At 59.1% G+C, this 21,542-nt stretch carries 12 protein-coding genes; 4 read left to right on the forward strand and 8 right to left on the reverse strand.

The window, feature by feature from the left end; genetic code table 11:
- Positions 1 to 264: 264 nt before the first annotated feature.
- Positions 265 to 2,343 (forward strand): TonB-dependent receptor, encoded by a 2,079-nt coding sequence (locus RHM56_RS20910; protein WP_322235673.1) that lies wholly within the window; start codon positions 265 to 267, stop codon positions 2,341 to 2,343.
- Between the two features lie 96 nt (positions 2,344 to 2,439).
- A complete protein-coding gene (locus tag RHM56_RS20915) occupies positions 2,440 to 6,723 on the forward strand; it encodes a membrane-targeted effector domain-containing toxin (protein WP_322235675.1) in 4,284 nt (1,427 codons plus the stop codon).
- Positions 6,724 to 6,736: 13 nt separating this feature from the next.
- Here the strand turns inward: RHM56_RS20915 and RHM56_RS20920 are convergent, their stop codons facing one another.
- The 8 genes from RHM56_RS20920 to glnE form a co-directional block, all read right to left on the reverse strand.
- Positions 6,737 to 8,179, reverse strand: a complete 1,443-nt coding sequence (locus RHM56_RS20920; RefSeq protein ID WP_322235677.1) for a lipopolysaccharide kinase InaA family protein — start codon at positions 8,177 to 8,179, stop codon at positions 6,737 to 6,739.
- On the reverse strand, positions 8,179 to 8,931 hold the full coding sequence (locus RHM56_RS20925) for a lipopolysaccharide kinase InaA family protein (protein ID WP_322235679.1): 753 nt from the start codon (positions 8,929 to 8,931) through the stop codon (positions 8,179 to 8,181). The genes RHM56_RS20920 and RHM56_RS20925 overlap by 1 nt, the downstream gene beginning before the upstream one ends.
- The gene (locus RHM56_RS20930) at positions 8,928 to 9,662 is read right to left on the reverse strand and encodes a lipopolysaccharide kinase InaA family protein (protein WP_322235682.1); all 735 of its coding nucleotides are present in this window, start codon (positions 9,660 to 9,662) and stop codon (positions 8,928 to 8,930) included. Before RHM56_RS20930 ends, RHM56_RS20925 begins: the two co-directional genes overlap by 4 nt.
- Positions 9,662 to 10,468 (reverse strand): lipopolysaccharide core heptose(I) kinase RfaP, encoded by an 807-nt coding sequence (gene rfaP, locus RHM56_RS20935; protein ID WP_322235684.1) that lies wholly within the window; start codon positions 10,466 to 10,468, stop codon positions 9,662 to 9,664. Before rfaP ends, RHM56_RS20930 begins: the two co-directional genes overlap by 1 nt.
- A complete protein-coding gene (locus RHM56_RS20940; protein ID WP_322235686.1) occupies positions 10,468 to 11,589 on the reverse strand; it encodes a glycosyltransferase family 4 protein in 1,122 nt (373 codons plus the stop codon). Before RHM56_RS20940 ends, rfaP begins: the two co-directional genes overlap by 1 nt.
- A complete protein-coding gene (waaC, locus tag RHM56_RS20945; RefSeq protein ID WP_322235688.1) occupies positions 11,589 to 12,650 on the reverse strand; it encodes a lipopolysaccharide heptosyltransferase I in 1,062 nt (353 codons plus the stop codon). The genes RHM56_RS20940 and waaC overlap by 1 nt, the downstream gene beginning before the upstream one ends.
- Entirely contained in the window at positions 12,651 to 13,685 is a 1,035-nt protein-coding gene (waaF, locus tag RHM56_RS20950; RefSeq protein WP_322235690.1) for a lipopolysaccharide heptosyltransferase II, read from the reverse strand. It abuts the gene before it with no gap.
- Between the two features lie 204 nt (positions 13,686 to 13,889).
- Entirely contained in the window at positions 13,890 to 16,832 is a 2,943-nt protein-coding gene (gene glnE / locus RHM56_RS20955; protein ID WP_322235692.1) for a bifunctional [glutamate--ammonia ligase]-adenylyl-L-tyrosine phosphorylase/[glutamate--ammonia-ligase] adenylyltransferase, read from the reverse strand.
- A gap of 384 nt (positions 16,833 to 17,216) precedes the next feature.
- On the opposite strand from glnE, the gene aceE reads away from it, so the two are divergent.
- Together aceE and aceF are read left to right on the forward strand one after the other, a co-directional pair.
- Positions 17,217 to 19,862, forward strand: coding sequence for a pyruvate dehydrogenase (acetyl-transferring), homodimeric type (gene aceE / locus RHM56_RS20960; protein WP_322235694.1), 2,646 nt, complete (start codon positions 17,217 to 17,219; stop codon positions 19,860 to 19,862).
- An 11-nt stretch (positions 19,863 to 19,873) separates the two neighbouring features.
- On the forward strand, positions 19,874 to 21,511 hold the full coding sequence (aceF, locus tag RHM56_RS20965) for a dihydrolipoyllysine-residue acetyltransferase (protein ID WP_322235696.1): 1,638 nt from the start codon (positions 19,874 to 19,876) through the stop codon (positions 21,509 to 21,511).
- Positions 21,512 to 21,542: the final 31 nt, after the last annotated feature.

Here is a 21,542-nt window from a genome sequence, read left to right on the forward strand (position 1 = left end):
CTGTATTTACAACAGCGTTTGCTTAACTGACTGGCATTAGGGCTCGCTCGTTCCCACACGTGAGTAGCGTTGCTTTTAAGTGAACAGCATTGCAATGGAGCGGGTTTTTTTCTCAATATCCAGAACGGAACACGCATCAACAGAAAAAGCCGCCAGCGCTTTTTTAACCTAATAAAGCACCTCAACCGCTAAACTGCGCGCCCTCTGCTAGCCTGATACCCGTCGCCCGGACGGGTCGCTTCACACGGAACTCTGAAACCGACCATGAAATGTTTTGTACCTGCTCGCCTCGCCCTGCTGCTGCCTGGCCTCTGCCTGACGACCCTCAGTGTTGCCGATCCGCTGGAACTCGACCCCAGCGTCATCACCGGCTCACGCAGCGCCAGCCCGAGCTTTGACGTGCCGTATTCGGTCGACAGCATCAATCAGGAACAGATTCAGGATGGCCAATTGGGCATCAATGCCTCCGAGGTGCTGTCCCGCGTGCCGGGCCTGGTGGTGCAGAACCGTCAAAACTACGCGCAGGATTTACAGATTTCCTCACGCGGCTTCGGTGCCCGCTCAGCGTTTGGCGTGCGTGGCATCAAGCTGATTGCCGACGGCATTCCCGCCAGCACGCCGGACGGTCAGGGCCAAGCAGCCACGTTTAACCTCGACACCGCCGAGCGCATTGAAGTGCTGCGCGGCCCGGCGGCCACGCTGTACGGGAGCAACGCTGGCGGGGTCATTCAAATGTTCTCGCGTGATGGCGAAGGGCCGCCGCGTATTGGCGCCGAAACGCTGTTCGGCAGCGACGGCATGAATAAAAACCACCTCACTGCCGAAGGCGCGACCGATGACGTGGGTTTCGTGCTCGATGCTTCGCGCATGGACACCGACGGCTACCGCGATCACAGCGCCGCCCGCCGCGACCAGACCTTTGCCAAGCTCAACCTGAAGCCCGACGAAGACAGCAAACTGGCGCTGATCTACAGCAGCCTTGAGCAAAACGGCACGCAAGATCCGCTGGGGCAAAGCTGGGCAGCTTACAAGGCAGACCCGCGTTCGGTGGCGCAAAACGCCCTGACCTACAACACGCGCAAAAGCATCGACCATCAGCAACTGGGCATGAACTACGAGCGCTATATCGGTGATGCGACCTTACAGGTCAATGCCTACACCGGCACCCGCAGCGTGATTCAGTACTTGGCGATTCCGCCCACCTCGCCCAGTAACAAGCAGGGCGGTGGCGTGGTTCAGTTTGACCGCAAGTTCTACGGCGGCAGCCTGCGCTGGCTGCAACCCGTGCAGGGCGTACCGGGCGAGCTGACGCTGATCGGCGGTCTGGATTACGACCAAAGCCAGGACAGCCGCCACGGCTACAACAACTATGTGGGCGACCAACTGGGCGTCAAAGGCGCCCTGGTGCGCGACGAAGTCGACACTGCTCGCAGCCTCGACCCGTACGTACAAGCCAACTGGGCACTGGACAACTGGACCGTGCAGGCAGGCTTGCGTTACAGCACCATGGAAATGGACGTCGATGATCAATTTTTGAGCAACGGCGACGACAGCGGCAACAAACGCTACGAAAAAGCCACACCCTCCGTCAGCGTGATGTATGCCTTTACCCCTGAGCTGCATGGTTATGTCAGCGCGGGCAAAGGTTTCGAGACACCCACGCAGGCAGAACTGGCCTATTCACCCAGCGGCAATGGTTTCAACTTTGGGCTTAAGCCGTCCGAAAGCACGCAATACGAAATGGGCTTGAAGGCCCAACTCAATAACACGCGGATCAACGCGGCCATCTTCCAGATCACCACCGAAGATGAACTGGTGGTGCTGAACAACACTGGCGGGCGAACCACCTATCAGAACGCCGGACGCACCTTGCGTCGCGGTTTTGAGCTGGGCGTCGAAAGCCAGTTGGCCGAACACTGGACCAGCACCTTGGCCTACACCCGCTTGCAGGCGACCTACGACACTGACTTTTCCAGCGCCAGCGGCACCGTCGACAAAGGCAACTACCTGCCGGGCGTACCCCAGACCACTCTTTTTGCTGAAGTTAACTGGAAACCGACGGACTGGCTGAGCACCGCCGTTGAAGGCATGTACCGCAGCAAGGTCTACGTCGAAGACACCAACACGCAAAAAGCCGCACCGGCCTACAGCGTGTTCAACTGGCGTGCGCAGTTTGAGCAAAAGGTCGAACACTGGACCTTCCACCAGACCTTGCGCCTGGACAACCTGCTGGACCGCCAATACGTGGGCTCGGTGATTGTTGGCGATTCCAACAACCGCTATTACGAAGCCGCGCCGGGCCGCTCGTGGTACGCCGGGGCTGGGGCGCAGTACACCTTCTGAGCACCTGTATTTCTCACGACCAACAACTATCTAGCACTTTCGTGATGCCGCCGCGTGATTCCTTTACTGACACCCTCAGTAAAGGAATTGACGCTCATGACACGCCCTTCAACCCCACTCAACGACGCCCACACTCAGTTACTGGACTTTTGTTCTCGGGTCCCCACGCTTCAGTCGGCGATCCAGCATCACCTCGAACTGTTCTTCCCTGTGCTGAGCGACGATGTCCATATCAGCACGGTTTATCTGACTTACCAGGCCGAGGCTGACGAACCGGGACAGGACGGCCAGTGGATTTCTCACTCACTGATCGACGCCATCAAAGCGTGTTACTTAACGGGCGAAATACCCGCTTATTTCAAAGAGTCTTCCCACGCTTACCGGGTGCCTGACTCAACTGACCCGGCACATCAAATCGCGCATATGCCCGTGGCCGTGCTGGAAAGCTTCGTCAGTTACATCATCAAACATTGCAGGTGGTTCTTCACCAACGCACTCAGGCATTTTTGGCAAACCCCCCACCCCGCGCTCGACAACAAAACCCCAAAAAACTGGCTGGGACGCTTCTATATGGGGGTGGTCCAAGCTGAGCAATCATTGCGCAAAAACGATAAAACACTATCAACAGCCGAGAGCGACGCGCTGCTCGACATCCTGACAAACTCCGTTGCATTGCCCCGCAAGTTTCGCGCAAGCGAACACTACTTGGGCGTGTATGAGGTGGTCGTCAAAGGTGCGGGCTCTGACTGGCCATTGTCTGGCGCCTTTGTGGTCACCCAGGCGCAGGCAACCGGGCTCAACAGCGCCCTCGACACCTTCCAGACGCCGCTTTTTTCCACGGTATTTGCAACCGGCCCCCTCGCCCTGCTCTATCTACCCAACAGCGGCGTGCAGGCGTTCAGCTCGTTTGAGGCTCTGGATCTTGAGCTGAGGCTACGGCTCGGTGACGAGATACAGCGCAACTCACTGCTCAATCAGCTGCCGTCACAGCACGCGCAAGGTTGGCGAGATCAGGTCCAAAAGCTGGGCTACCGGGAGATACAACGCCATGCTTTCGACCGCAGTGTCGAGGCCTTGATTGAGCGGCAACTGGCTGATATCGAAGACGCGTGGAGCAGCGCAACACTGAATGGACAGGCTAATAACCTGGACGCACTGGATGACTACCTGAGCGATGCCCTGGCGTTGACCCGTTACCTCAACCCGGCGGCCATCGCGCAAAATCGCTACACCCATCTATTCGAAAAACAGTTGCCCGACTGGCTCACATCAGCCCCTGGTGCGCTGAAACACCGCTGGCGACTGGCCGTAGCCCGCCTGAGCCGCGAGACCGAACTGTCTCAGGCGCCCGGCATGCCGCGAGCCCAACTGAGCGGCAACAAAACCTACCTGCTGGACTTTGCCCGTGATCGACTCAAAGAACGCATCCGCCGCGATCTCGGCATTGAGGTGGAGCCCCGTGCAATCGCGGTGATCACCACTCAAGTCCTGCAAACAGGCCCTGTCATTTACCCGTTAGCCACCTCCGGATTCGCAGCAGGCAATAGCCTGAGCCGCACAGGTCCAACCCTGACATCCCATTCAACCCGGCGCTCGCTGCCCGAACTGGCGCTGGAAAATGTCGGCGCACTGGACCTGACGTTTGCCTTGACCGCCACCGTCACCGACGAAAACGGCAGACGTCATCCCACACTGACCAGCGCTTACCTCAAAAGCATTGTGCGCGATCTGGATATCGGCAACGCCTACAAGCATTTTTTACGCGAAACGTTACTGACCTCCGACGCTGCCAGCTGGCGCAGAGAGCGCTACGGCCTGCTGCGCACCGCACAGCTGCGCCTCGACACCCTTGAAGCGAGGATGTCCGGGCAGCTCACCAACCAGCAGGCCGACTGGGTTGATCTGTTGCTGGACGACAATAGGGCCGACATCAACGCAGCCAAGATTTCGACGCAACTGCTGATGCTGCGCTACAAACCGATGCCCGGCATGCTGCTGATTAGGTGCGAAGGTCATGCCCAGCAACTGTGTTATTGCCCCGAAGCCCCCGACCGGGTGTGGTTTCGCCCATTTAGCACGCTCAATGAACTGGCCGCCCAACTGTCATTGCCGGAGCTGCGTCACTACATCCTGCAACGCACCACTGCGCTTGAGCAGGCCTACATCAACCCTTTGTTGATAGAAGGCCTGACGGACTCCAACACCCAGACCCAACCCATTACCCAACATTTCCTGGCCGCCAGCTATGAAGCCGAAGCGGCCTTTGCATTGCGTAACGCCGATGAGCAGTCCACCTCGACCCGGGAAGCGAACATCCAGACGATTAAAGACACCACCCTGACGCTGGTGGACATCATCAGCTTCGCCTTGCCCATCAAAGTGCTGATTCCATTGACGATGACGCGCTTCGTCTATGCCATTTACCAAGGCGTCGACGCATTACGGCGAGCCGAAGAACTGGAAGCACTGCAACACTTCGCGGGTTCTATCGCTCATTTGACCGATGCCGCCTCGGACTTCGCCGGTTCGAGGGTCTTTGCTGCCTCCATCCGCCTGCGTACATCATCGCGGCCGCAGGCCTTCAACCCGGCGGCCGCAAGCCTGAAAACGCCCGCGAACATGACATTGCGCGTCGGCGAACCCTTTGGCCAAGGGGTATACGAGTGGACGCAAGGCACCCGCACCGAGTACTACCTGCCAGACGCCAGCCGCACGCTTTACCAGGCCAAATATGACCGCACACATGCCGAGTGGTGGGTGAGCGACCGACGCATGCCCGATGCCGAGTTCAAAATCCCGGCCGCTGAAGTCATGGGTAAATGGGAGATCAGTGGGTCAACGCCTTTGGCCCGGCAAAAAACCGGCATCGACACACTGATTGCCAGAGCCCGCGTGATCGACGTCGAAATCCCCCACGATCTGCCAGACATGGAGGGCATCTTTACGCTGAATGATCGTCACTTTATCCAGCAAAACCAGATGACCTTCGAAGTCAGCTCCGCGGTACCGGGGCCTGATATGCACCTGATTCTGGCAAGCGGCTCGAACTCCGCTCAATCGGCGTACAAAGTCAGGCGCAACCTAGACAACAACGAGTGGGAGGTCAAACACGCCCCGACAGGCAGCCCCTCACGCTGGGAACCCTTAAGCCCCAGCGTGCCAGTCCCTCGCCCGGACTCGCCGATTGACCCTGAACACCCCTACGAACTGCCACGCAGACACCACGCCAGAGCTGCTGTTGTCATCAGCAGTCGCGGCCGCTATCAAGAGCCGCTGACCGGCACATTTCGAGATCCGGAAGTCGACCGGACCCGTTTGTTGTTCTACCAGATACGACTCCGATTGATCCGCGACGCCAAGGATTTTTTCAACACGGTGACCCTGGCACCACGCCCGGCCATTCCCCAACTGGCACCTGCCGCCTCACATGCCGATATTCTGCGCCAGGTGTATACCCAATCACCGGGCTTGGTAGTGGGCGAAAATCATTATTCGATTGCCAGTAAAAAATTCCTGATCGACAACATGCCCGAGCTGGTCAAGAACGATGTCAAAACCCTCTACCTTGAGCATTTGAAAACCGATTTTCATCAGGCCGATCTGGACACCTATGGGCAACACGGCATCATCAGCCATAACCTCAATGCCTATTTGAAAAAGCTCTACCTGCGCGAAGGGCTTGATAGTGAACCGGCTTATACCTTCCTGACCCTTGTTGCCGCCGCCCGCCGTTACCGGATCAAGGTCCAGGCCATCGACTGCGCGGCCAGTTACCACCTTGCGCAATTGGGGCGCGAGGGTTACGCAGTTCGCCGGGTTGAAACGATGAATTATTATTCGACTCGGGTCATACGCGAACACCAAGCAAAAAATGGCGCACACAAATGGATTGCACTCGTCGGGTTTACCCATACCAATACCTTCGAGGGTGTGCCCGGCCTGGCAGAGCTCAATGGCGCCATCGGTTTAAAAGTGTTGGACACATTACCGGGTAACCCCATCGGTACAGGGCTGGATAAAGGCCGCATCAGCTTCCTGGGCAATGGCAATCATGGTTGCGCTTTTCTCAAAAGCGACTTGCGCCTATCTGTTGAGGTGGCGGCCAGTCGCACGTTCTGGTTACCCCGTCAGCGCCAGCAAATCGACCGGCTGCTTGCCCAGCCGAATCGGTACACATTTACCAACGACCCCATCGATGGGGCGACACTGTTTCATCGCAGCGCCGCCCGCGAATTGGTCGAAACCTCCTTTCTGAGCGACCCGGATGGCAAGTTATACCTGCGCAGACCTGAATGGCCCGAAATACATGAACAACGCTTTGCTCGGGCCAAAGACCTGATAAAAGCGCTGGAAGACCGAGGGCTGGTATTTGTGAGGTAAGACCCGCGGCCGTTTACCCCGGTGTTTTGGGCAGGCGTTGATCAATCACTTGATACAGCGCACTGCCCACCGGCCAGTTGCGCATAAAGCGCGCCCGGTCACGCGCATAGGCTGGGGCGAAGCTGCTTAGGGAGCGATGCTGGCACATCGAATCCAGGTCGATCAGCGCCCAGCGGCCGTTGTCCCAAAACACGTTGTGGCCTTTAAGGTCACCATGGCTGATGCGCTCGCGAATCAGGTCCGCAAACAATCCGTCCAGCGCCTGCAATTCGGATTCAGGCGCATCGCCGCTGTCTTGATAGGGGGCAAAACGCTCAATGATGTCCGGGCCCGGCAAGTATTCGGTCACCAGATACGCTCTGCCACGCAACCACAAAAACCGCGTTTCAAGCAGAGCCAGCGGCGTGGGCGTGGCGATGCCCAAAAACGCCAGGCGATTGCCCTCGCGCCAGGAGTGCCACGCACGGCTCGGACGCCAAAAGCGTTTGAGCCAGTGCGCAAAGCCTTTGATGTTGTAGCGCTTGACCACCAGCGTGCGGCCCGCCACTTCAACCTTGCCAACGCTGGCCGCGCCGCCGGTTTTGTATAAATGCCCTTTATTGAGCAAGGCATCGGCCTTGTCCAAAACCGGCAGCATCGCCGCTTCTTCTTCGCGACGAATGGCGCGCAAGGCCAACGACCCGCGCTGCACGCTGAACAACGAACAGTCGCGCCCCACTTTGTTCAAAAAGTCGTTGAGGCGCCAGGCCCGAACTTTCTCGACCTGCTTGAGCAGCGCTTCCAGCGGCAAGGCGTGTTCGCCGTTGCTCAGCAGGTAATGCACCAGCAGTTCTTCGATAAACGGCTCAAGATTTTTAGGTAACTGGGCGAAGAACACCCCGAGATTTTCCAGCACTTTTTGCCGCGACAGCGGTTTACCCGCTTCTTCGACGCAAATGCCTGCACCATCGATCACATACAGCTTGGCGTTTTGACGCAGCAGATTGTCGAGGTGCAAGTCTTCTTGCCACAGCCCCTTGAGGTGCATCTGCCCAATCGCCGCCAACGCTTCGGCCAGTACCGCCTGTTGCTCGTCAGCCAAGACCGGTAGCGCTGCAACTTCGCTCCAGACCTCGCCCAGGCTTTGTGCGTGCTCAAGAAACTCAAACAGCAGCCAACCGCCCTCGCCTTCCTGCAAACCATCCGCCAGCAGTTGCGGCGTGGTCAAACCTTGCTCGGCCAGCAGGCGCACCCCCGTCAGCTCACGCTGAAAGTTGCGCGCCGCCTTGCTGCCGACCATTAACTTGGCCAGCACTGTACGCCCGCGCCACACGCCTGCACCCACATACCGCTGGCCCGGCAATACACGCAGCAGGGTCAGCAGTTGCAACTGTGCAGGCCCGGCGGCATCTGCCAGTTCGATACTCAGCGGCAAGCCCGGCGCACGCCCGGTTTTTTGCAGTTCGGACAATCGCATCAACGGCTCTCCTTGTGGCTGCGACGAACATTCAATCGTTCAAACCATGCATCGACCAAGCCACTTTCGACCGGCTGTTCGAGGTACGCCGCGAGCAGCGTACGCACGTCGTCTGCGGTCCAGACCTGAGCCCGGCGCAGCAAGGGCTCGATGTCCTTGACCCGATCTCGCTGGCCCAGCAGCAAGGGCCGCGTCTTTTCCAGGTCGATCAATTGGGCGCGATAACCCGCGCCGTCAGGCTGCAAAAAGATGTGTTTGGGGTAGAAACAACCATGCACCTGACGCACCGCGTGCAGACGACGCGCCAACTGGCCACAGGTGTGCAAAATGGCGCGCTGCTGCTCAGGGGTCATCTGCGGCCACTGTTCAAGCAGCGAATCGAGGTCGTTCCAGCCGTCCAGAGCGCGGGTCATGAGGATGGCCCGACGCTCGCCCTGCACCTTGCGCTCACCAAAAAACACCGCTTCCAGCGCCGGAATGCCGAGCTGCTGGTAACGCTGAATATTGCGAAACTCACGGGCAAAGCTCGGCTCGCCGAACGGACTGTGCAAGGTGCGGGTCAGGTAGTTGCTCTGGCGCTTGAGGTAAAAACCCTGGCCTTCCACGTCCATGCGAAACACACTGCTCCAGCCACCCCGGCTGGTGTTGGGCTCATCGACCGCATCCAGTTGCAGGTTCCACAGGGCATCGAAATCAGACAATCCATTGCGTTCCAGTAAAGCCCGTTCGGCTCCTGCCAAAAAATCAGTCATTCCCGGCCCTCAAAAAAACGCACGATATGGCGGACTCGTTCTTTGTCCGCCGTGTTGAGCGCAGTGCGTCCGGTGTATTGAAAGTAAAACCGCAGACGCTGGGTCGCTGTCAGGTGGTACTTGGCCACTTTGTCGAGGCACGCCAGGTCTTTGGTGATGCGGTACTTGAGCCAGAACCCACGCCAGAAATCGCCGTTCGGGCAGTCGATCAAATACAGCTTGGCCTGATCGTCGATCAGCAAGTTACGCCACTTCAAGTCGTTATGGGTAAAACGATGGTCGTGCATGATCCGCGTGCAGCGCGCCAGTTGTCGGCTCACGCCGTCGACCCACGCCCGGTCTTTGAGCAGCGGATCGTTGTTGTCGGCCAACTCGGAAAGGTCGCGGGTGTTGGGCAGTTCACGGGTGATCAAGGCGCCCCGATCGTACGCCGCACCCCGTCGTTCAAGCCCCCAGGCAACCACTTCGGCAGTGGGAATGCCCCACTTGGCGAAGCGCTTGAGGTTCTGCCATTCAGACTTGACCCGTGGCCGCCCCACATAACGGCGCAAGCCTTTGCCCGCGCCGGTGTAGCGTTTGACGTAGTAATTGACCCCACCACGCTCAACGCGGATTACGTCCGATAACGGGTCGCGCGTCAGCGGTTCGCCCTGCAGGGCAAATACCGCATCCAAACTGCCAAAATCGGGGGCCAACGCACTGTAAGCAGGTTCCAGATTCCAACCCGCCATTACAAAGCATCTCCATAGCGCACTTTGCGCTCGTAGAGTTTTTGCGCTTTGCCTTCAAGCCAGGCCAGCAAGCGGGCTTCGTCACGCAGGATCTGGCGCAGCGGCATCTGGAAGTAACCACGCAAAAAGCGCAGTTTGTCGCGCGGGGTCAGGCCAATGTCCAGCGCCGAGAAGTACAGCGCGGCCAGGTCTTTGTTGCGCCAGCGCTTGCTGATCACGGCACGTGTCTGGGCGCGATGCAGGTCGATCACTGACAGGCGGAAGTCATCTGCCGTGACCGGTTTGTCGGTGTGCAGCAAAAAGTGGCAGATGTAGCAGTCGCGGTGGTTAACACCGGCGCGGTGCATCATGCCGACCATGCGCGCCACTTCAGCGATCAGTGCATGCTTGAGCGCGGGCTGCGGCGGCTCTTTGAGCCAGTTGATGCTGAAATCTTCGAGGCTGACAGTCGGCGCCAGTTCCTCGGTGATGATGAACGAGTGCTGCGCGGCCGGGTTACTGCCCTGTTCGCCATAGGCGACAGCCGTCATGGTCGGTACGCCGACGTCGTGCAAGCGATTGATCGCCTGCCATTCCTGGCCTGCGCCCAGCACCGGGAGTTTGGCCGTGAGCAGGTTTTTGAACACTTCACCCCAACCAATGCCACGGTGGATTTTTACAAAATAACCACGCCCCTCAACTTCCGTACGCAAGGTACGGCGGCCTTCAAGTTCGCGGTATACCTCGCCCTCCAGACGCTCGACTTCGGTGAACGCATCGCGTCCGGCCCACAAGCTTTTGAACGGTTCGGCAAGTATCAGTTTCATCAGTGTTGCTCCGCCAGAATCACATCCGCAGCATGCTGCGGCATGCTATAGAGGTCGGCCGTCTGCGCGTAGGCCAGGCCGTTTTGGCTCCAGGCCGCACGCGCAGCATCGTCGGACAACATGTAGGTCAGGTATTCATTGAGTTGGGCCTGTTCGAACGGCTCGTCCAGCACACGCCCCGCGTCAGCGTCGCTGATGTAATGCGCATAGCCGCACACCGCGCTGACCAGCACCGGCAAACCCGCCACCAGCGCTTCAAGCAGCACAGTGCCGGTATTTTCGTTGTAGGCCGGGTGAATCAGCAGGTCGGCACCCAGCAGGAAACGCGGGATGTCACTGCGCCCCTTGAGGAACTGCACATGCTCGCCCAGCCCCAACGTGGCGCTCTGCAATTGAAAGACTTTGGGGTCGTCCTGACCAATGACAAATAATTTAGTGCGTTTTTTGAGCGCTGGCGGCAAGGCGGCCAAGGCTTTCAGGCTGCGATCGACGCCTTTGGTCTTGAACCCGGAACCGATTTGCACCAGCAGCCGGTCATCGTCTGCCAGCTTGAACTCGCGGCGGAACTCGGCGCGGATTTCAGCCGCGTTCGGCGGCGCGCGACGGTCCAGCGCAATGCCCGGCGGCAGCAAATGGAAGCGCTGCAACGGGGTCTGATAATGCTTGATGAACAGCGGCTGCTGGACTTCGGAAATCATCAGGATTTCGGTCTTGGCGTCCTTGTCGAACACCGCACGCTCGTACTCGGCAAAGTGCTTGTAGCGCTTGAAGAAGCGGTAAAACGAATGCCGCAGGTTCTGCGCCTTGTCTTCAAAACAGCCATCGGCGGCGTAATACACGTCCAGCCCCGGCATTTTATTGAAGCCAATCAGGCGGTCGACCGGGCGTTTGGCCAGATCGGCCTGCATCCAGGCGAGCATTTTTTCGTTACGGGTGTGGTTGTGAAACGCCTTGACCGGCGCCACCAGCACCTCGAAACCCGGCGGAATATCGCCTTCCCAGATCATCGTGTACACACGAATCTGGTGCCCGCGTTTCTGGCACTCCAGCGCGATGCGCATGAAGTCGCGTTGCAGACCACCAAACGGGAAATATTTGTACAACACAAAAGCCAGTTGCATTAGCGCAGTTCCTCAGCCAGTAACAACGTGCTTAATCGACTTGCGACACGCTCAGGGTTCAGACGAGTGAAGCACAGCGGCCACTCTTTCTTCAGGTCAAACCGCTGCTGATCCTGTGCAGTCGGCTGGTAAGTGCATTTTTTCTGCAGGCACGGCGCACACGGAAAATCGCTGGCCAGGTGAATCTGCACCTTGCCATAAGCGCCTGTGAGGCCCGGATTGGTGGGGCCGAACAGGGAAATGGTCGGCACATCCAAGGCCGCCGCCAAATGCCCAAGGCCGGTGTCGACCGCCACACAGCCGCTGGCACTGGCCAGCACTTTAGCCACGCCCGCCAGGTTCAGCTTGGGCAGCACCACGGCGTTTTGCAGGCCATTGGCGATGCGTTCAGCGCGGGCTTTTTCAGCCGGATTACCCCACGGCAGCCGTACTTCGACCCCCAAATGCCCCATGCGCACCGTCAAGTCACGCCAGTACACTTCGGGCCAATGCTTGGTGTCCCACGTGGTGCCATGCAAGAACAGTACGTAAGGCTTCTTGCGCGGTAATTCAACAAGGCGCTCAACATCGAGGCCGTAATCGCCCAACCCTTTGGGCAGGTCGTAACCCAGCGCCACGGCGAACAGTTGACGCAAACGCTCGACCGCATGCTGCCCGCGGGCCACGGCCAAACGGCGCTGATAGAAGTGACTGGCCAGCGGTTCACGGGCCGAGTGTTTGTCCAGCCCCGCCACCGGCGCTTTGACGTAGCGGGTCAAAAAAGCACTTTTGACCAGCCCTTGGGCGTCGATCACCAGGTCGTATTTTTCAGCGCGCAGGTTTTGCTTGAAGCGCTTCCACTCGCCGCTCTTGAGGGTTTCCCAGATATTTTTGCGCCAGCGGCGAATCGCCACCGGGATCACTTTGCCCACCGCCGGGTGCCAGGTCGGTATCTCGGCAAAGCCTTCTTCCACCACCCAGTCAAAGGTGATGCCGGGAATCGCTCGCGCGGCGTCAGTCAACGCCGGCAAGGCATGAATCACATCCCCGAGGGATGAGGTTTTCACCAACAGAACGCGCACCTAGTTGACCTCGACCACTGAACCCTGCAACCGCTGCAAGGCTTCAACCACGGGCGCTGGCATCAGTTCGCGCAGGCAGTTGTAGTGGCCAAAACGGCAGGTGCGCTCAAAGCACGGGCTGCATTCAAGGCCCAGACGGACGATTTCAACCTGGTCGGCCAACGGCGGGGTGAAGCCCGGCGACGTGGAGCCGTACACCGCCACCAACGGGCGATTGAGCGCCGCCGCCACGTGCATCAGCCCCGAATCGTTGGACACCACCGCATCGGCGCACGACAGCAGGTCAATAGCCTCGGCCAGCGAGGTTTCGCCACTGAGGTTGACTGACTCTTCACGAAAGCCGGGAATCAGCCGCGAGCGAATATCTTCGCCCACGCTGTGATCGTTTTTGGAGCCGAACAACCACACTTGCCACCCTTCGCGGATCTTTTGCTCGGCCACTTTGGCGTAATGCTCGGACGGCCAGCGCTTGGATTCGCCAAACTCTGCGCCGGGGCACAGCGCCAGCACCGGGCGGTCCAGCGCCAGGCCGAACTTGGCCAGGGCGGCGTCGCGACTGTGCGGGTCAATTTGCAAATCAGGCCGCGGGTACGGCCGAGGCAGGTCGGCACCCGGCTCGTACGCCAGCGCCATAAAACGCTCGATCATCAACGGATAACGCTCTTTATCGAGCGTGCGCACGTCATTGAGCAGGCCGTAGCGGAACTCGCCCCGCCAGCCGGTGCGCTTTGGAATGCTGGCGAAGAACGGCACCAGCGCCGATTTAAGCGAGTTAGGCAGCAAGATAGCCTGATCGTATTGGCCCTTGAGGGACTTGCCGATCTTGCGTCGCGTGGCCAGTTCAAGCGCACCATGGCCGAGCGGAAAGCTCAAGGCCTTGCGAACTTCAGGCATGCGCTCAAGGATGGGCCGGCTCCACTCAGGGGCAAGCACATCAATTTCGCACTGCGGGTGGCGCTGTTTCAGGCACTGGAACAGTGTCTGCGCCATCACCATGTCACCGACCCAGCTGGGCCCAACGATCAAAATATTCATAAGTTTCCATAAACAAGCAAGGGAGGCATTCGTCTACCCCCGTCGGTTAAGAGCCCTGCTATCTCAACTGTAGGAGCGAGCTTGCCTCGCGATCTTTTGACCTTTTAAAAGATCGCGAGGCAAGCTCGCTCCTACAGGACAGCGTTTGCTTAACAGACAGGGGTTAGACGTTCGCCTCCCCGCTGTAGTGCCATGACGAGCAGCTTAGCTCAAGCCCAGCTCCGACCATATACGCCGAACATCGCGTCGCGCGTCTACCAGTTGATCGCCGCTGACCACCCCGGCTTCCTTTTGCAAGGCCTGGCGGTGGGCAACGGCGCGGAAGGCCTTATACGCCTCACGCAACAGGCTGGCATCAGTCGCGGGCATCAAGCCTGCCTGCTCCAGCCCTTCCAGAATGCGGATGTTATCGGTATAGCGCAGCAGTTCCGGGTGTTCCCTGGACCACGCCAGGGCCGCGTATTGCACCATAAATTCAATATCGACGATACCTCCGGCGTCCTGCTTGAGGTCGAACGGCACCGTGGGCTGGAAGGCATTGTCGCCCGTACCGGCAGCGGTAATCCGCGTGCCCAGGTTGTCACGCATTTTGGCGCGCATCTCGCTGACTTCCTGACGCAAGGTCGGTAAATCACGTTCGCGGCCCAACACCTGCGCCCTGACCTTTTCAAACGCCGCCCCCACCTGCTGGCACCCCACCAGCACTCGCGCCCGCACCAGCGCCTGATGCTCCCAGGTCCAGGCTTCGTTCTGCTGATAACGCTCAAACGCCCCGAGCGAGCTGACCAGCAAACCCGACGCGCCCGAGGGACGCAGGCGCATGTCGACGTCATACAGCTGACCGGAGTTGGTTTGCGCGGTCAGCAAATGGATGATCCGCTGGCCCAATCGGGTGAAGAACTGCGCGCTGTCGATCGGCTTGGCGCCATCGGTTTCGGCATACGGGTCGCCGTCATGGATAAACACCAGGTCCAGATCCGAGCCATGGCCCAGCTCGATACCACCAACTTTGCCGTAGCCCACAATAATGAAGCCGGGGTCGCACAGGCTGCCGTCCGAACGCTGCGGGGTGCCGTATTTGGCCACGGTCTGGCGCCAGGCCAAGGCCAGCACTTGTTCCAGAATCGCTTCGGCCAGCCAGGTCAGGTAATCACTGACCTTCATTAAAGGCAGGCTTCCAGCGATTTCCGATGCCGCGACCCGCAGCCGGTGGGCCAGTTTGAAGTTACGCAGCGCTTCCATCTGCTGTTCAAGGTCATCTTCGGGGATGCGCGTCAGCCGTTCGCGCAGCTCGGCCGCCAGCTCTGGCGCCAACGGCGGTTTGAACAAGCGCCCTTCGTTGAGCAACTCATCGAGCAGCAGCGGGAAGCGGGTTATTTGCTCCGCGATCCACGGGCTGGCCGCACACAGCGTCAGCAGACGGCGCAGCGCGTCGGGGTTTTCAGTCAACAACACTAAATAAGCAGAACGACGGGCCACCGCCTCAACCAACGGCAACACCCGCTCCAGCACCAGGTCCGGGCTGGCGTGCTCGACCGCCTGCGCCAGCAAGCGCGGGATAAACGCATCCAGACGCTCACGCCCCAAGCGCTGCATGGCCCGCAATTGCGGGCTGGCGCGCAGGCTGGCCAGTTGCTTCAGGGCTTTGGGCGCATCCACGAACCCGGCTTCTTCCAGTTGCACACAGGCTGCTGCGTCATCCTGGACTTCTTCCCACAGCGGCAACCACTCGCCGCCTACAATCATTTCGCCTTCGTCGATGTCATTCTCGTCGTCCGGGTCGGCAATCACCTGACGGAAATGCCAGTCGATGCGCCCGCGCCACGCCATCAGTTGTTCATGAAACAGCACCCAACTGTCGAAGCCCATCATAAAGGCGATGCGCGCCTGATCCTGTTCGCTGTCCGGCAGCATTTGGGTCTGGCGATCAGCAATGGCCTGAATCGCGTGCTCGGTGTAGCGCAAAAACTCGTAGCCCTCGCGCAGCTCGCTGATCACCGCAGGCGGCAAGTAGCCTTGGCCTTCAAGAATGCTCAGTACTTTAAGCAGCGGGCGTTGTTGCAGGCTCAAGTCGCGGCCGCCGTGGATCAACTGGAACGCCTGGGCAATAAACTCGACTTCGCGAATCCCGCCAGCCCCCAGTTTGATGTTGTCGGCCATGCCTTTGCGCCGCACTTCCTGCTGGATCAACTGCTTCATGGTGCGCAGCGCTTCAATCGCCGAGAAGTCGAGGTAGCGCCGATAGACAAACGGGCGCAGCAAGTCGAGCAACTGCGCGCCCATCGCTTGATCACCCGCCACCACCCGCGCCTTGATCATGGCGTAACGTTCCCAGTCACGGCCCTGATCCTGGTAATACTGTTCCAGCGCGTTAAAGCTCAGCACCAGCGCGCCCGACGAGCCGTATGGCCGCAGTCGCATGTCGACACGAAACACAAAACCGTCGACGGTCATCGGGTCCAGCGCCTTGATCAGGCGCTGACCGAGGCGGATAAAGAACTCCTGGTTGTCCAGCGGGCGTTTGGCGCCGACCGTTTCGCCGCCTTCGGGGTAAGCGAAGATCAGGTCAATGTCCGACGACAGGTTCAGCTCTACCGCGCCGAGCTTGCCCATGCCCAGAATCACCATCTGCTGCGGCTCGCCGCTGCGATGCCCGGTCGGGGTGCCGAATTGCTGGCAATGACGCTGATACAGCCAGCGATAGGCCTGATCGATGCTCGCATCGGCCATGTCCGACAGGTCGCGACAGGTTTCAATCAGGTCCGCCTGGCGGGTCAGGTCACGCCAGATGATGCGAGTTTGCTGACGCGTACGCTGGCGGCGCAATACGCGCCCCAGTTCATCATCGGTTTGCGCCTGCTGCACGGCCTCGGCAATCTGCCCACACAGCTCCCCGGGCGCAAAGCTGCGATCCAATTGCCCCGAGTGCACAAGGTCGAGCAACATCAAAGGGTCACGTAAGGCTTGTTCAATAAAGAAGTCACTCGCCGCACTCACCCGGGCGAAATCGGTCCAGCGCTCAGACGACCAATGGTCGAGCCCGTGCCCGCCTTCCAGACCGGCCACTGCACTGCGCCAAGACTGCTCGGCACGGCTGGCAAGGGGCAATAAAAGGGAGGGAATTGCGGCAAGCGAGGGAAGGCTCATGGTCTATCCTTGATCGGCGACGGTATTGCCGAGTACGGTGACAGGAAGAAACAGCGGTTAAATCCGACTGTCGAACAAAGGTTATAAATAGCTGCAAATCGTCATTTTTTAGAAATTAAATAGCGCAAAAAAGGCTGAATACCTAGCACAGCACCAACAATATCGATTTATCGCACAACCCAACAGGTGACCTTCGAAGGCTTCCCTGTAGTTTTACTACTGGCTCACACACTCGAAAGGCTGAAATGAGCAACGATTTGTAGTAAAACTACACAACGCCGGAATCAACCCTCCGGTCATCCAAGAATTTATGTCGTCTGCCCACAAGGCCAGTCGCAAACTCAGGCAACCGATTCTGGAAGCCTTTCCGCCCTGGAGCAAGCCATGCAAGACCTCGATCCCGTCGAAACCCAGGAATGGCTGGACGCCCTGGAATCGGTTCTCGACAAAGAAGGCGAAGAACGCGCTCACTACCTGATGACCCGTATGGGTGAGCTCGCTACTCGCACCGGTTCGCAATTGCCGTACGCCATCACGACTCCATACCGCAACACGATTCCTGTCACCCACGAAGCACGCATGCCTGGCGACCTGTTCATGGAACGCCGCATTCGCTCGTTGGTTCGCTGGAACGCCATGGCTATGGTTATGCGCACGAACTTGAAAGATTCTGACCTGGGCGGTCACATCTCCAGCTTCGCCTCCAGCGCAACGCTGTATGACATTGGCTTCAACTACTTCTTCCAGGCCCCGACCGAAGAACACGGCGGCGACCTGATCTACTTCCAGGGTCACACCTCGCCAGGCGTTTACGCCCGTGCGTTCATGGAAGGCCGCATCACCGAAGACCAAATGAACAACTTCCGCCAGGAAGTCGACGGTCAGGGCCTGTCGTCCTACCCGCACCCTTGGCTGATGCCTGATTTCTGGCAGTTCCCGACCGTGTCCATGGGTCTGGGTCCAATCCAGGCGATCTACCAGGCACGTTTCATGAAGTACCTGGAATCGCGCGGTTACATCCCGGCAGGCAAGCAAAAAGTCTGGTGTTTCCTGGGCGACGGCGAGTGTGACGAGCCGGAATCCCTGGGCGCCATCTCCCTGGCAGGCCGCGAAAACCTCGACAACCTGATCTTCGTCATCAACTGCAACCTGCAGCGCCTCGACGGCCCGGTTCGCGGCAACGGCAAGATTATCCAGGAACTCGAAGGCGTATTCCGCGGTGCTCAGTGGAACGTGACCAAAGTCATCTGGGGCCGTTTCTGGGACCCACTGCTGGCCAAAGACGTCGACGGCATTCTGCAACGCCGCATGGACGAAGTCATCGACGGCGAGTACCAGAACTACAAAGCCAAAGACGGCGCGTTCGTACGTGAACACTTCTTCAACACGCCAGAACTCAAGGCGATGGTTGCTGATCTGTCCGACGACGAGATCTGGAAACTCAACCGTGGCGGCCACGACCCGTACAAGGTCTACGCGGCGTACCACGAAGCGGTCAACCACAAAGACCAGCCAACCGTCATCCTGGCCAAAACCATCAAAGGTTATGGCACTGGCGCCGGCGAAGCGAAAAACACCGCGCACAACACCAAGAAAGTCGATGTCGACAGCCTGAAGTTGTTCCGTGATCGTTTCGACATCCCGGTCAAAGACGACGAACTGGAAAACCTGCCGTTCTTCAAACCCGAAGAAGGCAGCGCTGAAGCCCGCTACCTGAGCGAACGTCGCACTGCACTAGGCGGTTTCGTGCCTCAGCGTCGCGCCAAGAGCATCAGCATTCCGACCCCGCCACTGGACACCCTCAAGGCCATCCTTGACGGCTCCGGCGACCGTGAAATTTCCACCACCATGGCGTTTGTGCGCATCCTGGCACAGCTGGTGAAGGACAAGGACATCGGCCAGCGCATCGTTCCGATCATCCCGGACGAAGCCCGTACCTTCGGTATGGAAGGCATGTTCCGTCAGTTGGGCATCTACTCCTCGGTCGGCCAGCTCTACGAGCCAGTCGATAAAGACCAGGTGATGTTCTACAAAGAAGACAAAAAAGGTCAGATTCTCGAAGAAGGCATCAACGAAGCAGGCGCCATGAGCTCCTTCATCGCGGCCGGTACTTCGTACTCCAACCACAACCAGCCAATGCTGCCGTTCTACATCTTCTACTCGATGTTCGGCTTCCAGCGTATTGGCGACCTGGCCTGGGCCGCTGGCGACAGCCGCACCCGTGGCTTCCTGATTGGCGGCACCGCCGGGCGTACCACGCTCAACGGTGAAGGCCTGCAACACGAAGATGGTCACAGCCACATCCTGGCCGCCACCATCCCGAACTGCCGCACCTTCGATCCAACCTACGGCTATGAGCTGGCGGTGATCATTCAGGACGGCATGAAGAAGATGACCGAAGAGCAACAGGACGTCTTTTACTACATCACCGTGATGAACGAGTCTTACCAGCAGCCAGCCATGCCGGCCGGTGTTGAAGAAGGCATCATCAAAGGGATGTACCTGCTCGAAGAAGACACCAAGGAAGCCGCTCACCACGTGCAACTGATGGGCTCCGGCACCATCCTGCGTGAAGTGCGTGAAGCAGCGAAAATCCTGCGTGAAGAGTTCAACATCGGGGCTGACGTATGGAGCGTTACCAGCTTCAACGAATTGCGTCGCGACGGCCTGGCCGTTGAGCGCAGCAACCGTCTGCACCCAGGCCAGAAGCCTAAACTGAGCTACGTTGAAGAGTGCCTGACTGGCCGTAAAGGTCCTGTCATTGCCTCCACCGACTACATGAAGCTGTTCGCCGAGCAGATTCGCCAGTGGGTTCCGGTCAAAGAATTCAAAGTGCTGGGCACTGACGGTTTCGGCCGCAGCGACAGCCGCAAAAAACTGCGTCACTTCTTTGAAGTAGACCGTCACTTCGTGGTGTTGGCAGCCCTGGAAGCTCTGGCTGACCGTGGCGATATCGAACCTAAGGTGGTGGCTGAAGCCATCGTCAAGTTCGGCATCAACCCGGAAAAACGCAACCCACTGGACTGCTGAGGAGAATTTTTGTGAGCGAACTCATTCGAGTACCTGACATCGGCAGCGGTGACGGCGAAGTCATCGAACTGTTTGTAAAAGTCGGCGACCGCATCGAAGCCGATCAGAGCATTCTGACGCTGGAGTCAGACAAGGCGAGCATGGAAATCCCTGCGCCTAAAGCCGGTATCGTCAAAAGCCTGAAAGTAAAGCTGGGCGACCGCTTGAAAGAAGGCGACGAGTTGCTGGAGCTGGAAGTCGAAGGCGCCGCTGCGGCACCTCAAGCGCCAGCCGCTGCCCCTGCGGCCGCTGCTGAAAAGCCAGCCGCCGCGCCAGCTGCCGAGGCCCCAGCGGCCCCGGCTGCTGCACCTGCAAGCTCGACTGTTCAGGACATCCACGTCCCGGACATCGGCTCGTCGGGCAAAGCCAAAATCATCGAGATTCTGGTCAAGGCTGGCGACACCGTTGAGGCGGATCAATCGCTGATCACCCTCGAATCCGACAAGGCCAGCATGGAAATTCCATCGCCAGCCGCCGGTGTGGTGGAAAGCATTTCGGTCAAGCTGGACGACGAAGTCGGCACTGGCGACTTCATCCTCAAGCTCAAAGTGGCGGGCGCTGCTGCGCCTGCGGCACCGGCCCAAGCTGCACCTGCTGCCAAAGCTGAAGCGCCAGCCGCTGCTGCTGCACCTGCGCCAGCTGCCAAAGCCGAGGCGGCTCCTGCCCCGGCCGCCGCACCGGCGCCACGCGGCGCCAAAGTTCACGCCGGCCCTGCCGTGCGTCAACTGGCCCGTGAGTTCGGCGTTGAACTGAACGTGGTGAGCCCAAGTGGCCCGCACGGTCGCGTATTGAAAGAAGACGTACAGGCTTACGTCAAAACCGCTCTGCAGAAAGCCAAGGAAGCTCCGGCTACCGGCGCTGCAACCGGCGGCGCTGGCATTCCGCCAATCCCTGCTGTCGACTTCAGCCGCTTCGGTGAAGTGGAAGAAGTGGCCATGACCCGCCTGATGCAAATCGGCGCGTCGAGCCTGCACCGCAGCTGGCTGAATATCCCGCACGTGACTCAGTTCGACCAGGCTGACATCACCGAGCTGGAAGCTTTCCGCGTCGCGCAAAAAGCCGTCGCAGAAAAAGCCGGTGTGAAACTGACCGTCCTGCCTCTGCTGCTCAAGTCCTGCGCGCACCTGCTCAAGGAAATGCCAGACTTCAACAGCTCGCTGGCACCAAGCGGCAAAGCGATCATCCGCAAGAAATACGTCAACATCGGCTTCGCCGTAGACACCCCGGATGGCCTGCTGGTCCCTGTGATCAAGAACGTAGATCAGAAGAGCCTGCTGCAACTGGCGGCTGAAGCGGCTGCACTGGCTGCCAAAGCCCGTGACAAGAAGCTCACGGCTGACGACATGCAAGGCGCTTGCTTCACCATTTCCAGCCTCGGTCACATTGGCGGCACCGGCTTCACGCCGATCGTCAATGCTCCAGAAGTGGCGATCCTTGGCGTCTCCAAGGCAACCATCCAGCCAGTCTGGGACGGCAAAGCCTTCCAGCCGAAACTGATGCTGCCTTTGTCGCTGTCCTATGATCACCGTGTGATCAACGGCGCCGCTGCTGCACGCTTCACCCAGCGTCTGAGCCAGCTGCTGGGCGACATTCGCACCATCCTGCTGTAAGCCACGTCCCGGCCTTCCTCACCGAAGGCCG

It is taken from the genome of Pseudomonas sp. CCC3.1, from assembly GCF_034347405.1.
Lineage (GTDB): Bacteria > Pseudomonadota > Gammaproteobacteria > Pseudomonadales > Pseudomonadaceae > Aquipseudomonas.